This is a genomic window from Streptosporangium sp. NPDC023963 (assembly GCF_040639135.1).
Lineage (GTDB): Bacteria > Actinomycetota > Actinomycetes > Streptosporangiales > Streptosporangiaceae > Streptosporangium.
In genome coordinates this window covers 46,610-66,896 of record NZ_JBEZZK010000007.1, presented here as the reverse complement: position 1 = coordinate 66,896, position 20,287 = coordinate 46,610, and the positions used below count along the sequence as shown (strand labels likewise).

At 72.4% G+C, this 20,287-nt stretch carries 21 protein-coding genes; 9 read left to right on the top strand and 12 right to left on the bottom strand.

Annotated features, from left to right (window positions below; translation table 11 throughout):
• Position 1 precedes the first annotated feature (1 nt).
• From AB0F88_RS22145 to AB0F88_RS22130, 4 genes are all read right to left on the bottom strand, one after another.
• A complete protein-coding gene (locus AB0F88_RS22145) occupies positions 2–1,078 on the bottom strand; it encodes a hydrogenase expression protein HypE (protein WP_362686931.1) in 1,077 nt (358 codons plus the stop codon).
• Between the two features lie 73 nt (positions 1,079–1,151).
• Positions 1,152–1,925: an SIS domain-containing protein gene (locus AB0F88_RS22140; protein WP_362686929.1), complete on the bottom strand. Its 774-nt coding sequence runs from the start codon at positions 1,923–1,925 to the stop codon at positions 1,152–1,154.
• Positions 1,912–2,166 (bottom strand): HypC/HybG/HupF family hydrogenase formation chaperone, encoded by a 255-nt coding sequence (locus AB0F88_RS22135; protein WP_362686926.1) that lies wholly within the window; start codon positions 2,164–2,166, stop codon positions 1,912–1,914. The genes AB0F88_RS22140 and AB0F88_RS22135 overlap by 14 nt, the downstream gene beginning before the upstream one ends.
• The gene (locus AB0F88_RS22130; protein ID WP_362686923.1) at positions 2,163–2,861 is read right to left on the bottom strand and encodes a phosphoheptose isomerase; all 699 of its coding nucleotides are present in this window, start codon (positions 2,859–2,861) and stop codon (positions 2,163–2,165) included. Before AB0F88_RS22130 ends, AB0F88_RS22135 begins: the two co-directional genes overlap by 4 nt.
• A gap of 296 nt (positions 2,862–3,157) precedes the next feature.
• Between AB0F88_RS22130 and hypF the strand changes: the two genes are divergently transcribed.
• A complete protein-coding gene (hypF, locus tag AB0F88_RS22125; RefSeq protein WP_362686921.1) occupies positions 3,158–5,650 on the top strand; it encodes a carbamoyltransferase HypF in 2,493 nt (830 codons plus the stop codon).
• A gap of 87 nt (positions 5,651–5,737) precedes the next feature.
• Here the strand turns inward: hypF and AB0F88_RS22120 are convergent, their stop codons facing one another.
• Together AB0F88_RS22120 and AB0F88_RS22115 are read right to left on the bottom strand one after the other, a co-directional pair.
• Positions 5,738–6,340: a response regulator transcription factor gene (locus AB0F88_RS22120; RefSeq protein WP_362686918.1), complete on the bottom strand. Its 603-nt coding sequence runs from the start codon at positions 6,338–6,340 to the stop codon at positions 5,738–5,740.
• Positions 6,337–7,881, bottom strand: coding sequence for a histidine kinase (locus AB0F88_RS22115; RefSeq protein ID WP_362686915.1), 1,545 nt, complete (start codon positions 7,879–7,881; stop codon positions 6,337–6,339). Before AB0F88_RS22115 ends, AB0F88_RS22120 begins: the two co-directional genes overlap by 4 nt.
• Before the next feature lie 169 nt (positions 7,882–8,050).
• Here AB0F88_RS22115 and AB0F88_RS22110 point away from each other — a divergent pair, with 169 nt between their 5' ends.
• Positions 8,051–8,464, top strand: a complete 414-nt coding sequence (locus AB0F88_RS22110; protein ID WP_362686912.1) for a hypothetical protein — start codon at positions 8,051–8,053, stop codon at positions 8,462–8,464.
• Positions 8,457–9,041, top strand: coding sequence for a hypothetical protein (locus tag AB0F88_RS22105; RefSeq protein WP_362686909.1), 585 nt, complete (start codon positions 8,457–8,459; stop codon positions 9,039–9,041). The genes AB0F88_RS22110 and AB0F88_RS22105 overlap by 8 nt, the downstream gene beginning before the upstream one ends.
• Positions 9,042–9,084: 43 nt before the next feature.
• Here AB0F88_RS22105 and AB0F88_RS22100 read toward each other — a convergent pair whose 3' ends face one another.
• The 3 genes from AB0F88_RS22100 to AB0F88_RS22090 form a co-directional block, all read right to left on the bottom strand.
• Positions 9,085–9,432 carry a VOC family protein gene (locus AB0F88_RS22100; protein ID WP_362686906.1) on the bottom strand — a complete coding sequence of 116 codons (348 nt, stop codon included), beginning with the start codon at positions 9,430–9,432 and terminating at the stop codon, positions 9,085–9,087.
• A gap of 74 nt (positions 9,433–9,506) precedes the next feature.
• Positions 9,507–10,313 (bottom strand): helix-turn-helix domain-containing protein, encoded by an 807-nt coding sequence (locus AB0F88_RS22095; RefSeq protein WP_362686903.1) that lies wholly within the window; start codon positions 10,311–10,313, stop codon positions 9,507–9,509.
• Positions 10,314–10,525: 212 nt separating this feature from the next.
• Positions 10,526–12,598 (bottom strand): prolyl oligopeptidase family serine peptidase, encoded by a 2,073-nt coding sequence (locus AB0F88_RS22090; protein ID WP_362686901.1) that lies wholly within the window; start codon positions 12,596–12,598, stop codon positions 10,526–10,528.
• Between the two features lie 318 nt (positions 12,599–12,916).
• Here AB0F88_RS22090 and AB0F88_RS22085 point away from each other — a divergent pair, with 318 nt between their 5' ends.
• From AB0F88_RS22085 to AB0F88_RS22075, 3 genes are all read left to right on the top strand, one after another.
• Complete coding sequence (locus tag AB0F88_RS22085; protein ID WP_329084484.1) at positions 12,917–13,426, top strand: HNH endonuclease; 510 nt, start codon at positions 12,917–12,919, stop codon at positions 13,424–13,426.
• A 135-nt stretch (positions 13,427–13,561) separates the two neighbouring features.
• Positions 13,562–14,383 carry a GNAT family N-acetyltransferase gene (locus AB0F88_RS22080; protein ID WP_362686898.1) on the top strand — a complete coding sequence of 274 codons (822 nt, stop codon included), beginning with the start codon at positions 13,562–13,564 and terminating at the stop codon, positions 14,381–14,383.
• Positions 14,384–14,415: 32 nt separating this feature from the next.
• Positions 14,416–14,643, top strand: coding sequence for a zinc ribbon domain-containing protein (locus tag AB0F88_RS22075; RefSeq protein ID WP_362686895.1), 228 nt, complete (start codon positions 14,416–14,418; stop codon positions 14,641–14,643).
• A 161-nt stretch (positions 14,644–14,804) separates the two neighbouring features.
• Here the strand turns inward: AB0F88_RS22075 and AB0F88_RS22070 are convergent, their stop codons facing one another.
• From AB0F88_RS22070 to AB0F88_RS22060, 3 genes are all read right to left on the bottom strand, one after another.
• On the bottom strand, positions 14,805–15,287 hold the full coding sequence (locus tag AB0F88_RS22070; RefSeq protein WP_362686892.1) for a WYL domain-containing protein: 483 nt from the start codon (positions 15,285–15,287) through the stop codon (positions 14,805–14,807).
• A gap of 81 nt (positions 15,288–15,368) precedes the next feature.
• Positions 15,369–17,207: a dihydroxy-acid dehydratase gene (ilvD, locus tag AB0F88_RS22065; RefSeq protein ID WP_362686889.1), complete on the bottom strand. Its 1,839-nt coding sequence runs from the start codon at positions 17,205–17,207 to the stop codon at positions 15,369–15,371.
• A 491-nt stretch (positions 17,208–17,698) separates the two neighbouring features.
• The gene (locus tag AB0F88_RS22060; RefSeq protein ID WP_362686886.1) at positions 17,699–18,340 is read right to left on the bottom strand and encodes an NERD domain-containing protein; all 642 of its coding nucleotides are present in this window, start codon (positions 18,338–18,340) and stop codon (positions 17,699–17,701) included.
• Positions 18,341–18,869: 529 nt separating this feature from the next.
• Here AB0F88_RS22060 and AB0F88_RS22055 point away from each other — a divergent pair.
• The 3 genes from AB0F88_RS22055 to AB0F88_RS22045 all read left to right on the top strand — a co-directional run bounded on the left by AB0F88_RS22055 (position 18,870) and on the right by AB0F88_RS22045 (position 20,279).
• Positions 18,870–19,169 (top strand): hypothetical protein, encoded by a 300-nt coding sequence (locus AB0F88_RS22055; RefSeq protein ID WP_362686883.1) that lies wholly within the window; start codon positions 18,870–18,872, stop codon positions 19,167–19,169.
• A 72-nt stretch (positions 19,170–19,241) separates the two neighbouring features.
• Complete coding sequence (locus tag AB0F88_RS22050; protein ID WP_362686880.1) at positions 19,242–19,604, top strand: DUF5130 family protein; 363 nt, start codon at positions 19,242–19,244, stop codon at positions 19,602–19,604.
• Between the two features lie 81 nt (positions 19,605–19,685).
• Positions 19,686–20,279: a hypothetical protein gene (locus tag AB0F88_RS22045; RefSeq protein WP_362686877.1), complete on the top strand. Its 594-nt coding sequence runs from the start codon at positions 19,686–19,688 to the stop codon at positions 20,277–20,279.
• Positions 20,280–20,287: the final 8 nt, after the last annotated feature.

Here is a 20,287-nt window from a genome sequence, read left to right as displayed (position 1 = left end):
GTCAGCTCCAGGGCGCCTTGTAGCCGGTCAGCAGCTCGCGCCCCTTGTGGCGCCACTTCGGTTCCTTGTCGACGGTCCGCAGGGTGATGCCGCGCAGCGCGCGGACGACGGTCCCGTACGCGCCGCTCACCGCCGAGGAGACGTGCGCGCCGGGTGGCTCGTCCATGAACGGCATGAACTTGTCGGGGAAGCCCGGCATCGTGCAGGCGATGCAGATGCCCCCGACGTTCGGGCAGCCGCCGATCCCGTTCATCCAGCCGCGCTTGGGGACGTTGCACCGGACGACCGGTCCCCAGCAGCCGATCTTGACCAGGCACTTCGGCGAGCCGTACTCGGTGGCGAACTGGCCCTGCTCGTAGTAGCCCGCCCGGTCGCACCCCTCGTGCACGGTCTGGGTGAACAGCCACGTCGGACGCAGCTCCTCGTCCAGCGGGATCATCGGCGCCTGCCCGGCGACCTGGTAGAGCAGGTAGAGGAGGGTCTCGGAGAGGTTGTCCGGCTGCACCGGGCAGCCCGGCACGTTGACGATCGGCAGCCCCGCCTTGGACTTCCAGTCCCAGCCCAGATAGTCGGCCACGCCCATGGCCCCGGTCGGGTTCCCCGCCATGGCGTGGATGCCGCCGTACGCCGAGCAGGTGCCCGCGCACACGATCGCGGTCGCCTTGGGGGCGAGCAGGTCCAGCCACTCGCTGGTCGTCATGGGCTGGCCGGTCTCGGGATTGTTGCCGAACCCGGACCAGTAGCCCTCCTGCTTGAGTGCCTCGTTCGGGATCGAGCCCTCGACGACCAGCACGAACGGGTCCAGCTCGCCACGCTTGGCCTTGAAGAACCACTCGATGAAGACGTCCGTGCCCTGCATCGGCCCGGACTCGAAGTCGATCAGCGGCCAGTGCACGGCCACCTTGGGAAGCCCGGGAAGCGCGCCGAGCACGATGTCCTCGATACTCGGCTGGGTCGCCGCGGTGAGCGCGACGGAGTCGCCGTCGCAGCTCAGCCCGGCGTTGATCCACAGTATGTGGACGACGGGTTCCTCCCGCTCCTGAGGGCTGCTGCTCGTTGCGTCCGTCGGCGCTGTCATGACGCCTCCCACTCCTGGTGGATGTCTGCGGAACGTGAAGGGGGAGGACCTGCGCGGGTGAGCGGGCTCTGCCTCACCCGGGGCTGTGCGCCCGCGGTGTCGGCGCCGGTCCGAGCGCGTGCCAGGTGAGTTCCCGGAGGACGTGGTAGAGGGTGGTCTGCGCCTCCTGGATCCGGTGCACCGAGGAGGAGGGGACGACGAACAGGTGGTGCAGGACGCCCCGCTCGGACAGCTCGGCCAGCCTGCCGCCCCCGCCGCCGGCCAGCCCGACGGTGAGCATGCCCCGGTCGGCCGCCTCCTCGAACGCCCGGACGACGTTGGTCGACCCGCCGCTCGTGGACAGGCCGACGGCGATGTCCCCCGGACGGCCCAGCGCCGCGAGCTGCCTGGCGAAGACCACCTCGAAGCCGACGTCGTTGGAGAGCGCGGTGACCACGGCGACGTCGCCGGTCAGGCAGAGGGCGGGCAGGGCCGGACCGTCGCAGGGCTGCAGGAAGGCGGTGGCGACCTCCTGGGCGTCGGTGCTGCTCCCGCCGTTGCCGAAGCTGAACAGCCGCCCGCCCGCGGCGAACCGCGCGGCCATCTCCTCGGCGCACGCCGCCAGTTCCGCCGCCGACTCGGCAGCCATCCGCTCGCGCAGCCGTACGATCTCGCCGGTCTTCTCCGCGGCCGACCGCATGGCCTCCGCTTCCACCTCCGCTGTTCCGGGACCGGTCCGGCCGGTGGCCCGGTCGGTGCGCTCGTCGTGGTCGTGGTCGTGGTCGTGATCGCTGTCGTGGTCGCTGTCGTACAGGAAGGGGTAGAGGCCGCGGATGGTCTCCGCGGGTGTTCCGTCACGCCTGCTCATCGTCGTCCTTCCCGCCGTCGCCGGTGCTTCCGCGCGCGATCACGGCGATGGCCTCCCCGGCGTGGACGAGCACGGTGTCGCCCGCCACCGGGTCGACCAGCGCCACGCTCACCTCTTCGAGGACCCCGCCCGCGTCGACGATCGCCAGCTCTCCCTCCAGCAGCCTGACCACGTTCATCGGCAGCGCCTGGTCGGAGCAGGTGACGCAGACACCGGCGGTGCAGTCCTCGGGCCTGTTCACCGGTCCGCCCTCCGCTCGGGCGGGCCGAGCCGGTCGAGGAAGACGTGGACCAGCTCCCACAGCAGGTGGTAGGCGGTGACGTGAACCTCCTTGACCACGGCGGGGTCGTCGGACGCGGCGACCAGGACGTGGTCGGCCGGGAGGTGGCCGGTCAAGGTGTGGCCGGTCGGAGAGCGGCCGGTCATGGTGCGGTCGGCCGGGAGGTCGTCGATCGCCGCACCATCCGCGATGCCGTCCCCGTCCCCGCGGCCTCCGCCGCCGGTCAGGGCGATGGTCAGCAGGCCCAGTTCCCCGGCGGTCTCCAGCCCTCGCAGGACGCTCGGGCACCGGCCGTCACGGGAGATTCCCAGGGCCGTGTCGGCGGCGTCCGCCCAGTGGCGCACCTGGTGGGCGAAGACCTCGGCGCCACTTCCACGGTCCCCGCCGTTCCGGAAGTCCCCGCTTTTCTGGGAGCCTTCGTCGTTCCCGGCGCCGTCCCCGTTCCTTCTGCCCGCCTCGTCGTCCGCCCGGCCGGCCGCCGGGGCGCCGTTGCTCAGCGCCACCGCCGGGAGTGCCCTCTTGCCCACGATGACCGGGTGCATGAACTCGACCGCGATGTGCGCGGCGTCCGTGCCCGTGCCACCGAACACGATCAGCTTGCCGCCGAGGCGGAATCCGGCGGCCATGGCCCGGGCGGCACACGCGATGCGTTCCACGTCATCCGCCAGGGCGTGCCCGGCGTGGTCCCGCCGTGCGAAGGCCGCGATGACCGCCGCCTCTGTGACCGGTATGACGGCCGATGGCGAAAGAGGTGTTGTTTGCGTACTCGGTGTGCCAGGCATGTCGACGCTCCGTATTTTTCACGGTAGTCGCCACATTACGATTGGCTCTTTCAGGCCCGACACCCTCGGCTCGACAACCAACGGCAAAGCTCTGATCATCGACGTAACCTTCCCGTCCAGATCATGCGAGCCCCCGAGGTGTTCCCGCCGGTCGCGGGAAGGATGGCGGGATGGGCACGGGACGCGCACGGGCACGGATCCGGGTCAGGATCAGGGTCGAGGGAATCGTGCAGGGGGTGGGATTCCGCCCCCACGTCCACTCCCTGGCGCGGCGCCTGGGGCTGTCCGGGTGGGTGGGCAACGACGACCGGGGCGTGTTCATCGAGGCCGAGGGGGAGCCCGGCGACGTCGCGCGCTTCCGGGAGGACCTTCGGGACCAGGCCCCGCCGCTGGCGGCGATCCACCGCGTGACGGCCACCGCGATACCGGCGTGCGGGGACCGGGGGTTCCGTATCGCGGCCAGCCGAGGGGGGACCCGGCGCGTCGCCCTTGTCTCACCAGATGTCGCGACATGTGATGACTGCCTGGCCGAACTGTTCGACCCCGCCGACCGGCGTCACCGCCACCCCTTCGTCAACTGCACCAACTGCGGGCCGAGGTTCACCATCACCCGGGACGTCCCCTACGACCGGCCCGCTACCACGATGGCCGGGTTCGCCATGTGCGGGGAGTGCGAGAGGGAGTATCTCGACCCGTCGGACCGCAGGTTCCACGCCCAGCCGATCTGCTGCCCGGCCTGCGGCCCGGTCCTTCGCCTTCTCGACGGCGGCCTTCTCAGCGGCGGATTTCTCGACGGTGGCCTTCGCGGCGAGGGTTCGCCTGCTCGCGGGCCGGACGCCGGTCGTCCCTGCGCCGCCCCGGATCCCCGGGACCGGGGCGGCGACGGCTCGCACGCCCACACCCCGGATCCTCGCGGCCGGGAGGGCGACGGCTCGCACCCCGGTCGTCCCGGTGCCCGTCCGGGCGGCGGTGCCGATCCGATCGCGGCCGCGGTGGAGGTGCTGCGAGCGGGCGGCGTCCTGGCCGTCAAGGGGCTCGGCGGGTATCACCTGGCGGTCGACGCCACCGACGAGGAGGCCACCCGGACCCTCCGCTCCCGCAAGCACCGCGAGGACAGGCCGTTCGCGATCATGGTCCCCGACCTGCGTACCGCGCGGGCGCTGTGCGAGCTGGACGCCGAGGGCGAGCGGCTGCTCACCGGCCCTCGGCGCCCGATCGTGCTGCTGCCCCGCCGCCCCGGAGCCGCGGTGGCCGGAGCCGTCGCGCCGGGCGACCGCCGCCTCGGCCTCATGCTGCCGTACACGCCGGTCCACCACCTGCTCGCCGCCGAACTCGCCCGCCCGTACGTGCTCACCAGCGGAAACCTCTCCGACGAGCCCATCGCCCACCGCGACGGCGACGCGTTCGCCCGGCTCGCCGGGGTCGCGGACGCCTTCCTGACCCACGACCGGCCGATCCACGTCCGGGCCGACGACTCCGTGCTCCTCGCCGCGCGAGGGAGGACGGTGCCGCTACGCAGATCCCGGGGGTACGCCCCGGAGCCCCTGCGGCTCTCACCGCCCGCCCGGCGGGCCGTGCTCGCCTGCGGTGCCGAGCTGAAGAGCACGTTCTGCCTCGCGAGGCAGGGGCACGCCTTCCTCTCCCACCACATCGGCGACCTGGAGAACTACGAGACGCTGCGCTCCTTCACCGAGGGGATCGAGCACCTCCGGCGCCTCCTCGGCATCACCCCGGGGCTGGTCGCCCACGATCTCCACCCCGAGTACCTGTCCACCAAGTACGCCCTGGATCTGGAGGTGCCCGGGTCGGTGGACCTGACCGGGGTCCAGCACCACCACGCGCACGTCGCCTCCTGCCTGGCCGACAACCGGGAGACCGGCCCGGTCATCGGGGTGGCCTTCGACGGCCTCGGCTACGGCACCGACGGCACCATCTGGGGCGGCGAGTTCCTGGTGGCCGACCTGGCGGGCTTCACCCGCGCCGGGTGCCTGGCCCGGGTGCCGATGCCCGGCGGCACCGCGGCGATCAGGCAGCCCTGGCGGATGGCGGCCGCGCACCTGTACGCGGCGTACGGTGACACGCTTCCCGGGAACCTGCCGGTCAGGGCCCGTCACGGCTCGCGCTGGGACGAGGTGGTCGCGGTGGCCGGGGCCGGGACGAACTCCCCCCTCACCTCCAGCGCCGGGCGCCTGTTCGACGCGGTGGCGGCGATCCTCGGACTCCGCGACACCGCCACGTACGAGGGGCAGGCCGCGATCGCCCTGGAACAGTGCGCCGACCCCGCGGAGAGGGGCGCCTATCCGGCCGGGACCGTCGACGAGGGGGCACTCGTGACGATCCAGGTCGCGGACCTCGTCCGGGCGGTCGTCGAGGACACGCGCGCCGGGGCGGTTCCGGCGCTCGTCTCGGCCCGCTTCCACAACGGGCTCGCCGCCGCCACCGCCGGGGTGTGCGCGCGGCTTCGCGACGAAACCGGCCTCGGCACGGTCGCCCTGTCGGGCGGGGTCTTCCAGAACCGGTTGCTGCTGGAGGGCCTCGTCGCGGCCCTCGGGCTCCGCGGCTTCCGGGTCCTGACCCACCGCGCCGTCCCCCCGAACGACGGCGGCGTCAGCTACGGCCAGGCCGCCGTGGCCGCCGCCCGCGACACCCTCGGCCTCGTCTAGGACGGTGCCGTCACGGCGGGGGCGCGGTGGCCGGGGGATGCCGATCGCGTGGGTCGTGGCCGGCCGTCACGATCTGCCCGATGCCGGTCAGATCCAGCCCTCCTCCCAGGCGCGGTGCGCGGCGGCGTGGCGGGAGCCGGCGCCGAGCTTGGCCATGGCCGCGGAAAGGTAGTTCCGCACCGTGCCGGGGGCGAGGTGGACCTGTGCCGCGATCTCGTTGATCGAGGCGCCCGTCCGGGACGCCCGCAGCACCTCCAGCTCCCGTTCGGACAGCGGGCAGTCGTCCTCCGACAGGGCGGAGGCGGCGATGTCCGGGTCCACGTAGCGCCGGCCTGCGGCGACGTCGCGGATGATCTCGGCCAGCCGGGTGGCGGGCGTGGTCTTGGGCACGAACCCGCTCACCCCCGCGGCCAGGGCGCGGCGCAGCACGCCGGGCCGGGCGTGCCGGGTGACGAGGACGATCCGGGTGGGCAGCTCGGCGCGGATCGCCTGCGCGGCGCGCAGCCCGTCGGCGGGCGGCATCTCCAGATCGAGTACGGCGATGTCCGGCCGCCGCTCGCGTGTCAGGCGCACCGCGTCCGTGGTGGTGGCCGCCTCGGCGACGACGTCCAGGTCATCCTCCAGCGCGAGCAGTGCCACCAGGGCTCCCCTGATGAGGTCCTCGTCGTCGGCGATCAGCAACCGGATCACCGCGCGCCCGCCTCGGCCGGGTACGCGCGCGCATCGGCGGGCAGCGAGGCCACCACCTCGAACCGGTCACCGTCGCGTCGCCAGCCCAGCGTGCCGCCGGCCCGCTCCAGCCGCTCGGCCAGGGAATGCAGCCCGGTGCCGACACCCGTCCCCGTCCCGGGCCGTTCGGCGTCGCCACCGCCTCCCCGCCGGGCGCCGTCACCCGCCGCGCCCTCGCCGTCGGCTCCCTGCCGGGCGCTGCCATTCGCCGCGCCCCCGTCATCGCCCTCCAGCCGGGCGCCGCCACCCGCCGCGCTCCCGCCGTCGGCTCCCTGCCGGGCACGGTCATTCGCCGCGCTCCCGTCATCACGCTCCAGCCGGGCACTGTCACCCGCCGCGCCCTCGCCGTCGGCTCCCTGCCGGGCACGGTCATTCGCCGCGCTCCCGTCATCGCCCTCCAGCCGGGCATGACCGCCCTCGACGCCGTCGTTGCCGACCCGGAGCCGGGCACGACCGTCCTCGACGTCGTAGGCGATGTACGCCCGGCGGGCCCGGCTGTGGCGCAGCACGTTGGTGGTGGCCTCGCGCATCACCAGGCCGAGGACGTGGCGGGCGGGCTCCGGCAGCGTGTCCGCCCCGGTGGCCCGGCCCCGCTCCACGGCCGTGTCGATGCCGGCGGCGGCCAGCACCTTCGCGGCGTTGGCGAGCTCGTCCTCCAGGGTCGTGCGCCGGTATCCCTGCACCACGGCACGCGTGTCGCGGAGCGCGTCGGCCGCCAGCCGCCGCACCTCCCGCATCTCCGCGGCGGCCCGGACGGGGGCGGTCTCGGCGAGCCTCTCGGCCAGCTCGCTCTTCAGCGCGATCACCTGCAGGTGGTGTCCCTGGATGTCGTGCAGGTCCGCGGCGAACCGCAGCCGCTCGTCCTTGACCGCCACCTCGGCGGCCAGGCGCCCCGCCTGGTCCAGCCGGTCGGCGACGTCCCAGGCCCACAGCATGCCCAGCGCCATCCAGGCGACGGAGGCGACCATGCCGGCCGGGAAGGCCCCCGCGAGGAGCCACTCGCCGTTCCCCGAGGCGAGGGCCACGGACCCGCCGAGCACCGCCGCGACGACCACCGCACCGGCGATGAGGGTACGCCGGTGCGCCGGCCGCAGGAACATCGCGGTGATCGACACCATCACCGCCGGGGCCACCGCCCACAGCCCGTCGTCGCGCAGGGCGAGCGGGACCGCGCCCAGCACGGCCGCCGCCAGGCCCCCCGCCACCAACCAGCCCACCGACGGCCCGCCGGCCCCCTCGCGCGCACCCGAGGCGCCGGCCAGGCCCCGCGCCTCGCCCGGTAAGCGCGGCAGCCGGCGGCCGAACAGCACGATGACGGCCACGACCAGCACGGCCAGGGCCAGGCCGGTGACGCCCCTGACCCAGGGAGCCACGCCCTCGTCCATGGCCCAGGTCCTGACGAAGAGCACCAGGGAGACCGTGATGCTCCCGGTGAGGCTCCACCACGTGTAGCGGCGGAAACCACTCAGTCCCGTCCCGCGCTCGCTCGGCCTGTCACGCACGCGGTCATTGTCCCCCGCGCCGTCGGGTGTATGGAGCGCCCCAATGACAAATGTCACGAGATCTCGTGACATGACCATGCGGGGACCTGCCATTTCGGCACTACTGGCGGCTTCCGCTCTCCCGCAGTCTGGTGTCGCATACCCCAACCCCGTACCCCGGAGGAGCGACATGACAGCGAGAGCCGCCCACACCCACGGCTGGTGGCCCTTCTTCCGCCACTATTTGGAGATGCTCGCGGCGATGGTCGTCGGCATGGCGGTGCTCGGCGCCGCCGTGCGCGCCGGCCTGGCGCTCGCGGGCCTGGAGTTCCCGGCGAGACCGGAGGTGGCCGCTCTGGAGATGGCCGTCGACATGTCCGTCGGGATGATCGTCTGGATGCGCTACCGGGGCCACGGCTGGGCCGCGACGCTGGAGATGGCCGGGTCCATGATCGTTCCCGCCCTCGCGCTGCTCCCGCTGCTGTGGGCGGGCGTGATCTCGGGCGACGCGCTTCTCCTGCTGGAGCACGTCGTGATGCTCCCGCTCATGCTCCTGGTGATGCTCCGCCGCCGCGACGAGTACGGAGGTCCCTCCCGTGTCTGACATCACGACGAGGTCTGGCGTCACGACGAGCCGTTCCCGCTGGAAGGCCGTGCTGCGGCGCTGGCCGATCGCCCTCGCCGTCGGGATGTCGGCGGCGGGGCTGGCCGCCGGCTCCTCGGCGGGGGCGGTCACCTCGCTCGCCGAGGTCCTCATGCTGCTGCCCCTGCTCTACCTCATGGTGGCCAGGATCCGGCGGCCGGAGGCGTCGTGGCCGCTGCTCCTCGCCCTCGTCGTCCTCTACATGGTCCTGCGGGCACTGGACGTGGTCGCCATACCGGTCGTGTTCACCGCCCTGGCGCTGGCCGTCATGGTGTGGGGTGTCGTCGCCGGTGACCTGCGCCGCTCGGGCGCGTTCCGGGCACAGGCCCTGGGAATGATCGGGTTCGGGGCGCTGGCGCTGGTCGCGCTGGTGGTGGAACCCGATCTGGGCCGCTATCTGGTGGCGGCGGGATGGTTCCTGCACGGCTTCTGGGACTTCGTCCATTTCAGGAGGAACGCGGTCGTGTCGCGCTCGTACGCGGAGTGGTGCGGCGTCTTCGACATCCTCCTCGCCGCGCAGCTCGTGTTCCTCGCATGAGCGGCGTGCGCGGGTCCGGGCCCGCGCACGCCGCTCGAGACCGTCAGGGCCGGTACGTTCCGAAGTGCCAGTCGTTGCCCCCCGGATCCCTGCAGGAGTAATCGCGCGAGCCGTAGTCCTGGTCGGCCGGCTCCCTGATGACCTCCGCGCCGGCCGCGACGGCCCTGGCGTGGTGGGCGTCGGGGTCGTCCACGACGACGTAGATCCCCGGCCCGCCCGGCTCGCCCGTACCAGTCATGATCATTCCAGTGCCGACGATCAGCTCGCCGTGGCCGACGCCCCCGTCGGCGGTCGTAACGAGCTCGTGGACCTCGAACCCGAACGCCTGGACCAGCCAGTCGACGGCCTTGCCCGGGTCGCGGTAACGGACCAGCGGATACACCGTTCGCATGCTCTCTCCTCCCCTGCGGTGATCACCACGATGTCACCGGCGGGAGCGGCGAGGCTTGGAAAAATCTGACCTGATCACCCGATGACGCACGGGGACGGCACCAGCTCGCGGGGAGTGGCGCCCGCCATGATCCTGAAATCGCGGTTCATGTGGGCCTGGTCGTAGTAGCCGCAGACGGCGGCGGTGTCGGCCAGGGACATGCCGGACCTCAGGCGGCCGGTGGCGTGCTCGAAGCGCAGCACCCTGGCCGCGGCCTTCGGGGCCAGCCCGACCTGGTCGTGGAAGCGGGAGACCAGGTGCCGGCTGCTCCACCCCAGCTCGGCGGCTATCGAGGCCACGGACACCGTGCCGCGGGTGGCGACCAGGCGCTGCCACGCCCAGCCGACGCGGGGGTCGGGCGGCGGCGCCTCGCCGATGCGCCCGCTGAGCGCCTCGTCCAGCAGGGCGATCCTGGCGGCCCTGCCGGGGGCCTCGGCCAGCCGCTCGATCGTGGTCGTGGCCCAGCCGCCGAGCACCTCCTCCAGGGAGACCACCCGGTTGGCCAGCTCCCGCAGGGGCACCCCGAGCAGCCGCCTGGCCCCGAGCGGCGTGAGGTTGACCTGCACGCCCTCGGCGATCCCGGCCGTGGTGGTGTCGACATAGGTGTCGTGCAGGCCGCCGGCGAACGAGGCCAGCAGCCGGGACCCCTCGGGGCCGCTCAGCGCGAGCGGCGCACCGAACCCGAAGATCATGACGACCCCGGCGAACGGCGGCCGCCGCTGGACCATGGGATCGGCGTGACGCTCGGTGTAGGCCGACAGGTGGGTGACGTGGGGCCGCAGAAAGGCCCCCGGGTCACTCTCCGTGAAGGTCAGGCCCTCGGCCACCACCGCGTCGTTCACGCCCCGACCATAGCCGCCGCCTCCGACAATCCGGCCGCCGCGGCCCCCGGCGGTCGCGGCCGCCGGGGGCGCACCCGGAGTCCCGGATGCGCCTGTGCCTCTGCGACCGCGCCCCTTCGACCCGTGCCTCTGCGACCCGTGCCTCTGCGACCCGTGCCTCCGCGACCCGTGCCCCTTCGACCCGTGCCCTCAAACCGTGCCCTGCCGCGCCTTCAGGAGGTCAGCCCGGTGTGGTAAGCGAGGAAGGTGAGCTGGTCGGCGGCGAGCTCGACGGTCTTGCTCACCGCGCGGGCCCCGTGACCGGCCTCCGCCTCGTTGCGGAGCAGGATCGGCCGGTCCGAGGCCTGGGCGTGCTGCAGGGCGGCGCACATCTTCCAGGCGTGCAGCGGGTGGACCCGGGTGTCGGACTGGAAGACGGTGAACAGCGTCGCCGGATAGGACACGCCCTCCCGCACGTGGTGGTAGGGAGAGTAGGAGTGCAGCCAGGCGAACTCGTCGGGCTTCTCGGCGGAGCCGTACTCGACGTTCCACGTCGCGCCCAGGCCGAACAGCTCGTAGCGGATCATGTCGAGCAGCGGCGCCGAGCAGACCACCGCGGCGTACAGCTCGGGGCGCTGGGTCAGGGCCGCGCCGACCAGCAGGCCGCCGTTGGAGCCGCCGGAGATGGCCAGCTGCGAGGACGTGGTCACGCCGGTGGAGATCAGGTGCTCGGCCGCCGCGTGCAGGTCGTCGAAGACGTTCTGCTTGTGGGCGAGCATCCCGGCCCGGTGCCACTCCTCGCCCTGCTCGCCGCCGCCGCGCAGCTGGGCGATGGCGTACGTGCCGCCCGCCTCGACCCAGCTCAGGATGGACGCGGAGTAACCGGGGGTCATCGAGATGCCGAAGCCGCCGTAGCCGTACAGGACGGTGGGGCGCGGGCCCTCGACGCCGGGAGGGGAGATCACCAGCATGTGGACCTCGCTGCCGTCGGCGGAGCGGTAGGTCACCTGCTCGGTGTCGACGGCGGGCACCTCGACGGCGCCGGGGGAGGCGGCCCAGAGCGTCGTCTCGCCGGTGCGGGCGTCGTAGCGCTGGATGCTCGGCGGCGTGGTGTTGTCGGTGTAGCCGAACCAGGCCTCGTGGCCGCCCTCGGGACGCTCGCTGATACCGCCGATGGTGCCCAGCCCCGGGGTCGGCACCTCGCCGACGCGCTCGCCGGTGACCAGGTCGTGCACCGAGATCTCGCTGATCGCGTGGCGGGTCCACCCGACGAGCATGACCGGGCTGTCGAGGCCGTCGAGGATCGCGAAGTCCGTCAGCACGGCCTCGTGGTCCTGCGGGATCAGGTCGCGCCAGTTCTCGAACCGCGGGTCGGTCGGGTCGGTCACGCAGACGCGGGCACGCGGGGCCTCCCGGTCGGTGAAGACGTACAGGCGGCCGTCGCGGCCGAAGTGCAGAGCGCTCTGGGCGTCGACGCCCTCCTGGACGACGACCAGCTCGGGCGAGGAGTGGGAGGACGCCTGGAGGTCGGCCACCCACAGGTCGTTGCGCGGCGCCGTACCCCTGGAGGCGGAGATCTGCAGCCAGCGGCCGTCGAGGGAGACCGCCACGCCGTAGTAGTTGGTCTTCTCCAGGCCCTCGCCGAAGATCAGGACGTCCTCCTCGGTGGAGGTGCCGACCCTGTGCAGGTAGACCCGGCGGTGGTACTGCTCCTCACCCTCGGGCACCTCGGTGGCGGGCAGCCTGCGCACGTAGTAGAAGGCCTCGCCGCCGGGCAGCCACGCCACGGGGGAGTAGCGGCAGCGGTCGATCGGCCCCTCGATCCGGTCACCGTACGCGACGTCCATCAGGTAGAGGCTCGACTCCTCGTCACCGCCCACCGAGACCTGGTAGGCGAGCAGGCGGCCCTCCTTGTCGGGCTGCCAGGAGTCGAGGGTGGTCAACCCGGTCGGGTCGAGCGCCATCGGGTCGAGCAGAGCCCGCTCGGCGCCGCCGGGATCCACGGTGTAGAGGACGGCGTGCTCCTGCCCGGGGGTGCGCCGCATGAAGAACCGCCGCTCCCCGCGCCACGTCGGCGCGCCGATCGACCCCGAGCCGAGCAGCTCCGCGATCCGGGCCTTGAAGCCCTCACGCCCGGGAAGGGCGTCCAGCTCGGTCTCCAGCAGTCTCTCCTGCCCCACCAGCCAGTCCTTCGTCGCCGGGTCGTCCGGGTCCTCAAGCCATCGGTAGGGGTCGGGAACAGGCACACCGTGGAGCTCCTCGACGAGCTCGAGACGGCTGGCAGGAGGGTACGGCTGTCGCGTCATGGCTGGAACCCTACGACGTCAGGGCCGCGGGACGGGCTCATTGCGCGGGGGGCGTATCTGATCTGCGACGGGAGGAGTTAAGAACTGGTAATGCGGGCATAAAACGTATCAGGTGTCTCTCCAGTCATTTATGGGTGGCGAGAACTACGTTGCAGCAGCCAAACTTGGTGAAGGACGGTGCCGTGGTGAGCATCCGCTGGGCCGTCCGGCGGAGGTCCTCGTGACGGAAGCGCCCGGGCCCCAGGAGGGGCCGCCAGCCGGGGCACGCATCGGCGTGCCCCCTCGATTGACGTGTCGTGCGGCGGGAGAGGCTCGCTGATGCGCCAGGTCCTGCTCTTGAACGCCACCTACGAACCCCTGACCACGCTCTCCCTGCACCGGGCCGTCGTGCTCGTGCTCAGGGAGAAGGCGGACGTCGTGCACCGTGACGGGCGGGGCGCCGTGTTCCGCTCGGCGAGCCGCACGCTCGACGTTCCCTCGGTGATCAGGCTTCGAAGATATGTCCGGATCCCTTACCGGTCGCGGATCCCGCTGACCCGAACCGCGCTGATGCGCCGGGACGACTACCGGTGCGCCTACTGCGGCCAGCGGGCCGAGACCATCGACCATGTCATCCCGCGCTCGCGAGGCGGCCCCCACACGTGGGAGAACTGCGTCGCGTCGTGCACGACGTGCAACCACCGCAAGGCCGACCGCATGCTGGAGGAACTGGGGTGGACGCTCAACGTCGCCCCGGTGGTGCCACGCGGCGTCCACTGGCGGTTGATCGGCGCGCACATCGTCGGCGACCCCCAGTGGGCGCCCTACCTCGCGGAGAGCGCGGCCTGAGGGCCGGGATCCGATGACGGGGCCCGCCGTGGCCGCCTTCCCGAAGGCGGCCGCGGTGGCCACGGACGCCTGCCGTGCCCGCGCGCCGGGCCCTGTCCGCTGGTGCGGAAGATCTACGATCGGCACAATCACCTCATGACATGGATCTTCACCTCCGATGTCGAGGCGTACACGGGCGTGGTGGAGCCGTGGCTGCTGCGGGACCCGGTTCGCAACACCGTCCCCCTCACGGTCCTGCGTGCCGTACGCAACGGCCTGTGGGGCGACGACCCGCTGCTGGGGCGGCTGGAGCGCGACGGCGAGGTCGTGGCGGCGGCCATCCAGACGCCTCCCCACTTCCTTCTGCTCCCGGCGATCCCCGCGGACGTCGTGCCCGAGCTGGCCGCCCGCCTGATCGAGGCGGAGAGGGCGATCTCCGGGGTGAGCGGGCCGCTCCCGCAGGCCGAGGCGTTCGCCGCCTCCTGGTGGCGGCCCGAGGCGGGGCGCCGCGCCGAACGCCTCTACCGGCTCGACGCGCTCGTCTCCCCGGAACCCCTCGCGGACGGGGCCTCCCGCGTCGCCGGCCCCGCCGATCTCGACCTCCTGGTCCGGTGGGGCGAGGAGTTCCAGGCCGAGGCGGAAGGCATCGCCTACCTCGACCTGACCGCGCTGGTGGCCAGCCGGATCGCCAGGCGGGAGCTCATCGTGTGGGAGGCGGGCGGGCGGCCCGTCGCGTTCGCCGGGGCCTCCGTGCCCCTCGGGGGGATGTCCCGGGTCGGCCCGGTCTACACGCCCGAGGAGTTTCGCGGGAAGGGCTACGGCACCGCGATCTCGCACGCGGTGAGCGCCAAGGTGAGCGCGGAGGGCGCCACCGAGGTGCTGCTCTTCACCGACCTGTCCAACTCCACGTCCAACTCGATCTACCAGGCGATCGGCTACCGGCCGGTCGGCGACTACGCCTCCATCACCTTCGCGTGAGCGATCCGGGCAACCTGGGTAACCTTGGGGTCATGCCCCGATACGACTTCCGCTGCCGCGCCTGCGGGTCCACCTTCGAGATCTCCCGCCCGATGGCCCGCTCCGGGGAGCCCGCGCTCTGCCCCGACGGCCACGACGACACCGTCAAACTGCTCTCCACGGTCGCCATGACCGGCGGCTCCGCGGGCTCGGGCTCCGCCGCCGCGTCCCGGCCCTCCGGCGGCGGTGGCGGGTGTTGCGGGGGAGGCTGCTGCGGCTAGCCCCGCCGCCGGCGGAGTCCCGGCCCGGAACCGCCGCGGCGGGGAATCCCCGCCGGGATCCGCCACCCGGGCCGGCTCGCACCGCCGGGTGACGGATCGGACGCACGTCGGACACACACGGCCGCTCCGGGCCTGCTCCGTGACCGGCCGCGTGCGACCGGTCAGGCGGCGCGCTTGCCCTGGAAGGGCAGGAACGCCTCGGCCCGGTGCGGGCGGGCCGGCACGAAGGTGGGCTCGGTGGCGATGATCCGGTCGAACCTGAACGCCCGGATCGCGCCACGCAGGCGGCACATCCCGACGAGATACCAGTATTCGCGGTGGACCATGCAGGTCACCGGGTCGACGTCGCGGACGGTGACCCGCCCGGAGACGTCCTGGTAGTGGAGGCGGATGACGAGGCCCGAGGTGATGGCGGTGGCGATCGTGCGGGCTCGGTCGGCGATCTGGGGGGACATCGGCTCGGTGAGGGTCGCCAGGGTGGTGGCGACGATGTCGTCGTCGAGCTCCATCTGCTCGAAGGCGTGGCGCAGGCCGCTGCGGGCGGCGTTGGCCTGCGGACCCGACCCCAGATGCGCCATCGACAGGGCGAGGGCGGCGATCTCGGCGGTCGTCAGCGGGGCGGTGAGCTTCATGACATCAGCCATACCCTGATAATACGTCCGAGCACCGACATTTTTTCGAACTTCCTATCGGGTAAGGCATCTCTACCCGATAGGAAGCCCAGGTCAGCGGGACAGCTGTGACAGGTCGCGCGAGGCGCCGGTCGAGGCAGAGGTCGTGAGCGCGGCGTACGCCTGGAGCGCGGCGCTCACCTGGCGCTGACGGTCGCGCGGCCGGTAGCCGCCCAGGTCTGCGAGGAGCTTCTCGCGGCGGGCGGCCAGCTCCTCCTCGGCGACCTTCAGCTCGATCGAACGGCCGGGGATGTCGATCGCGACGAGGTCGCCGTCCTCGACGAGGGCGATGGTGCCGCCCTCGGCCGCCTCGGGGGAGGCGTGGCCGATGGACAGCCCGCTCGTGCCGCCGGAGAAGCGGCCGTCGGTGACCAGCGCGCAGTCCTTGCCCAGCCCCTTGCCCTTGAGGAACGAGGTGGGGTAGAGCATCTCCTGCATGCCGGGCCCGCCCTTCGGCCCCTCGTAGCGGATCACCACGACGTCGCCGGCCTTGACCTTGTTGTTGAGGATGCCCTCGACCGCGTCGTCCTGCGACTCGAAGACCACGGCCGGGCCCTCGAACCTCCAGATCGACTCGTCGACCCCGGCGGTCTTGACGATGCAGCCCTCGGTGGCGATGTTGCCGTACAGGACGGCCAGGCCGCCGTCGCGGGTATAGGCGTGCTCGGCGTCGCGCACGCAGCCCTCGGAGCGGTCGAGGTCCAGCTCCTCCCAGCGGGCGCCCTGGGAGAAGGGCTTGATCGTGCGGGCATTGCCGGGGGCCGCGTGCCACAGCTCCAGCGCCTCGGGCAGCACCTGCGGCGACTGCGGGTCCCAGTCGTCGAGGTAGTCGCCCAGGGTGCCGCCATTGACGGTGTAGGCGTCGCGGTGGAGCAGGCCCGCCCGGTCGAGCTCGCCGAGGATCGCCGGGATGCCGCCTGCGCGGTGCACGTCCTCGACGTGGTACTTCGCCGTGGCGGGGGCGACCTTGCACAGGCAGGGCACCCGCAGCGAGATCTCGTTGATCTCCTTCAGCCCGAAGTCGACCTGGGCCTCGCGGGCCGCGGCCAGGATGTGCAGGATCGTGTTGGTCGAGCCGCCCATCGCCACGTCCAGCGCCATGGCGTTCTCGAACGCGTCCTTGGTCGCGATGGCGCGCGGCAGGACCGTCTCGTCGTCCTGCTCGTAGTGGCGGCGGGTGATCTCCACCAGCTGGCGCCCGGCGTCCTCGAACAGCTTCCTGCGCGCCTTGTGGGTGGCCAGGATCGTGCCGTTGCCCGGCAGCGCGAGGCCGATGGCCTCGGCGAGGCAGTTCATCGAGTTGGCGGTGAACATCCCGCTGCACGAACCGCAGGTCGGGCAGGCGTTCTCCTCCATCTCCAGCAGCTCGGCGTCGGAGACGGCGTCGTTGGCGGCGGCGATCATCGGGTCGATCAGGTCGAGCTTGCCGTTGGGGGTCTTGCCCGCCTCCATCGGCCCGCCGGAGACGAAGACCGTGGGGATGTTGAGCCTGAAAGCGGCGAGCAGCATGCCCGGGGTGATCTTGTCGCAGTTGGAGATGCAGATCAGGGCGTCGGCGCAGTGCGCGTTGACCATGTACTCGACCGCGTCCGCGATCAGCTCCCGGCTGGGCAGCGAGTAGAGCATGCCGCCGTGGCCCATCGCGATGCCGTCGTCGACCGCGATCGTGTTGAACTCGCGCGGGATCGCGCCCGCCTCGCGGATCGCGCCGGCGACGACGTCGCCGACCTCGCGGAGGTGGACGTGCCCGGGGACGAACTGGGTGAAGCTGTTGGCCACGGCGATGATCGGTTTCCCGAAGTCCTCGCCGGCTACGCCCGTCGCCCGGAGCAGGGCCCGGGCCCCGGCCATGTTCCTGCCGTGAGTGACCGTACGAGACCTGAGGGCGGGCATGAGGCTTCTCCCATCATCGAAACCGTGTCTACAAATGGTACGGCTACCGCCCGGTGCGTGAGACGCCTGTCCACGCCGCGAGACGTCCGGCCGGCGACCACAGGTTCCGCCGACACCGCACGAGCATGATCGACGTACGAGACGGGGCAGACGGGGCCGGGGGCGGCGAGGCGCCGCGCCGGTGTCCGGGACGGTTCCGGAACGCCGACGGGGTGCGGGGTGGGCACCGGGGCGGCGGCCGGTGGGCCCGACAGGCCCAGGGTGTTCCCCGACACTACCGAAGGTCTCCGTGCCCGGCGAACCCGGGACGAGCGACGCCCGCGCCGAAGGGGCCCCGGTCACCCACCGCTTACGGCGACGCCCGCGCCGGAAGCGGAGGAGGGAGGGGAGACGGGAGTCGCCGGGCCGGGGCGCCGTGGCGGGGCGGACTCCCGTCGGTCCCGACGGGGGAGGCGCGGTCGGTCGAGAACGGGCTCGCGGGACGGCCGGGATCAGTTCTCCGGATAGCGCGCGGGCAGAACCTGCTGGGCGGCCTCGAAGATCCTGTCGATCTCGGCGTCGGTGAGTGAGCGTTCCCGCTTGGTGATCCATTTACGGACACGGCTGCCGTCGAACACGTCGACCTCGCGGACGTTGAGGACCTTCCAGGGGATGGCCGGGCCGTAGATCGCCAGGGACGGCACGATCGTGACCTCGCGGCCCAGCTCGGCGCCGATCAGCTCTCCGGCCTGGGAGGCCTCCCAGCGGGCCTCGTCGAGGCGGGGCTTCTGGCTGAACGGGCCGTGGAACAGCTTGCGGTGCGACTGGACGCGGACCGGCAGGCGCTTGTCCCACTTCTCGGAGTCGACCGCGTAGACGCCGGTGGGGCCCACGACCAGATGGTCGATCTGGGCCTCGCTGCCGGGGATCGCGCGGGCGTGCAGGGTGCGGTAACCCCCGCGCTCCAGCCGTTTCAGCTGCATCTCCGTGCGCCGCTCCGCGACCGAGGCGCGCCGCCAGGCGGGCACCGACGAGTTGGAGCGGGCGCGAAGCACCGTGTCGACGATCGCGGCCACCACGGCGGCGCTGAGGCCCAGCGGCCAGCTGGCCAGCAGGACGCCCGCGAGCACGCCCACGCCGACCGAGATGAGCACACGTCGGCGCAGGTGGCGGTACTTCGGGTGGTCGAGCAGGCTGCGCAGCGAGGCGCGCTCGACAGGTGCGTACGTAGACGCTGGCGCGGCGGGTCGAGACGTCGGCCGGTCCTCGGCCTGTCGGTCACTGACCCAAATCGGTGACGTAGTGTTACCGTCTTCTGGTACCTGACCGGAATCCACGTAACTCACGGTAGCTGACGTCCTCGGGGGTGCCTAGTATTGCGTATCTCATACTTTTGTGACCGCCGTCACCCGCTTGGCACTGCTATGAACCGGGTACCTTAGGAACTTTTCGCTCTGGATGACCGCGTGCTTCGCGCCTGCCGCGCGGGGCGTGACCCACGTTCATGATCTTAACCTCCGGAGCGGGCGGCGGCGGCCGTGCGGCACGGGGAGATCCCACCCGCCGGCGCGCCGATCTCCGTGTCGTCGCAGATCGAGCCGCCCGCGGAGGTTTACGAAGCGAGTACGGACCCGCCGTCCGGTAGCCCTCGACGGGGGGTCGACGCCGGGTTACTTTTGAGATGTGGACAGTGCGATCGAGGTCTTCGGCTTTCTCGTCGGAGTCTCCGGCGGCCTGTTCCTGCTCATCGCCCTGCTCGTGACGATGCCCGGCAGGCTGCGTGACAAGGCCGCGAGGAGCACCTCGGCGGGTGCGGTCTGGCTGGGTGGCCCGCTCGGCAGTGAGCGGGGGATCACCGGCTCCGTCCTCGTGCTGACCGGGGGGCGACCCGCCGGGCCACCGGCGCCGGAGGTCGACTGGGTCGCGCTCGCGGAGACCTCCGAGCCCGGACGGCACACCGGAGGGGCGTCGGCGGCCTGGTGAACCGGCCGACCGGTGAATCACCGGACCGGTGAAGGCACTGGTGAAGGCACTGGTGAAGGCGAGGTGGCGGAGATGCTCACTCTGACCCCGACACAGGGGGACGACGTCCGCGGGGCCCTGCGCACCGCGGAGCGGAACACCGGGCTGCGTTTCGCCGCCTACCTCGGGCCGGCGATCGGGCCGCGCCGCCACTTCTCCGAGCGGCTGCACGCCGCGCTGGGCGCCGACGCCGACAGGGCCGTGCTCGTCTTCGTGGACCAGCGGGGGAGGGCGCTGGAGATCGTCACGGGTTCGCTGGCCAGGGAGTGGCTGCCCGACGCCGAGTGCCGGGTGGCCGCGACCTCGATGGCCGCGGTGCTCGGCCTGGGCGACCTGGTGGGCGGGCTGGTCACCGGGGTCCTGCTGCTCGCGGACCAGGCGTCGCGGCGCAGGTGATCCCGTGGTCCCACCAAGTAAATGATCTTCAGGAGGGCCCGTTCAGGCGGGAAGAGGATGATTTTCCCGGATAATCGGCTCGTGCTGAGGATCATGTGGGACGCGCTGCCGGGTCGCTCTCGCAGGAGGTCCGCGGCGGAACGGGAGCCGGACAGGATCCTCGACTACGTCCAGGCGACGCTCGCGGACGCCCGCCGGAAGGTCCGCAGGGAGGACGAGACGGCGGCCATCCTGCTGTTCACGACGGGGGCCGCCGCCGGTGCCGTCGCCGTCGGGCTGCTGAACGGCCACTGGAGACCCGGCGACCTGTCCAGCAGGATCGAGTGGCTCTGGTGGACGAGCATGTTCTTCTGGCTGATGGGGATGCTCGTGCTCGCCGGAGCCCTCTACCGCCGTACGGCCGGCCTCGCGGGCAGGGCCCTGGAGCGGCGCCGCTTCTACCCCGGGGGGTTCGCCGACGACCCGCCGCCGGCACCGGACCCCCGCCTGGGGTACCGGGTGGCACCGCCCGCGGGCGGCGACGCCGAGGCCAGGGTCGACCTCGCCGTCCTGGAGATCAGGAGGCTCAACGCCGTCGGGGACGCCAAACAGCGCTACATCCGCCGGAGCGTCCTGCTCATGACGTTCTCCATCGCCTGCTGCGCGCTGTCGCTGCTCATCGACGGCTCGCTCTGAGCCTTTGA

Excerpts from the sequence above, each read along its gene's own strand:
- AB0F88_RS22145 (WP_362686931.1), bottom strand. The coding sequence starts at position 1,078 with ATGACAGCGCCGACGGACGCAACGAGCAGCAGCCCTCAGGAGCGGGAG.
- AB0F88_RS22140 (WP_362686929.1), bottom strand. The coding sequence starts at position 1,925 with ATGAGCAGGCGTGACGGAACACCCGCGGAGACCATCCGCGGCCTCTAC.
- hypF (WP_362686921.1), top strand. The coding sequence starts at position 3,158 with ATGGGCACGGGACGCGCACGGGCACGGATCCGGGTCAGGATCAGGGTC.
- AB0F88_RS22110 (WP_362686912.1), top strand. The coding sequence starts at position 8,051 with ATGACAGCGAGAGCCGCCCACACCCACGGCTGGTGGCCCTTCTTCCGC.
- AB0F88_RS22100 (WP_362686906.1), bottom strand. The coding sequence starts at position 9,432 with ATGCGAACGGTGTATCCGCTGGTCCGTTACCGCGACCCGGGCAAGGCC.
- AB0F88_RS22090 (WP_362686901.1), bottom strand. The coding sequence starts at position 12,598 with ATGACGCGACAGCCGTACCCTCCTGCCAGCCGTCTCGAGCTCGTCGAG.
- AB0F88_RS22085 (WP_329084484.1), top strand. The coding sequence starts at position 12,917 with ATGCGCCAGGTCCTGCTCTTGAACGCCACCTACGAACCCCTGACCACG.
- AB0F88_RS22080 (WP_362686898.1), top strand. The coding sequence starts at position 13,562 with ATGACATGGATCTTCACCTCCGATGTCGAGGCGTACACGGGCGTGGTG.
- AB0F88_RS22075 (WP_362686895.1), top strand. The coding sequence starts at position 14,416 with ATGCCCCGATACGACTTCCGCTGCCGCGCCTGCGGGTCCACCTTCGAG.
- AB0F88_RS22070 (WP_362686892.1), bottom strand. The coding sequence starts at position 15,287 with ATGGCTGATGTCATGAAGCTCACCGCCCCGCTGACGACCGCCGAGATC.
- ilvD (WP_362686889.1), bottom strand. The coding sequence starts at position 17,207 with ATGCCCGCCCTCAGGTCTCGTACGGTCACTCACGGCAGGAACATGGCC.
- AB0F88_RS22050 (WP_362686880.1), top strand. The coding sequence starts at position 19,242 with ATGCTCACTCTGACCCCGACACAGGGGGACGACGTCCGCGGGGCCCTG.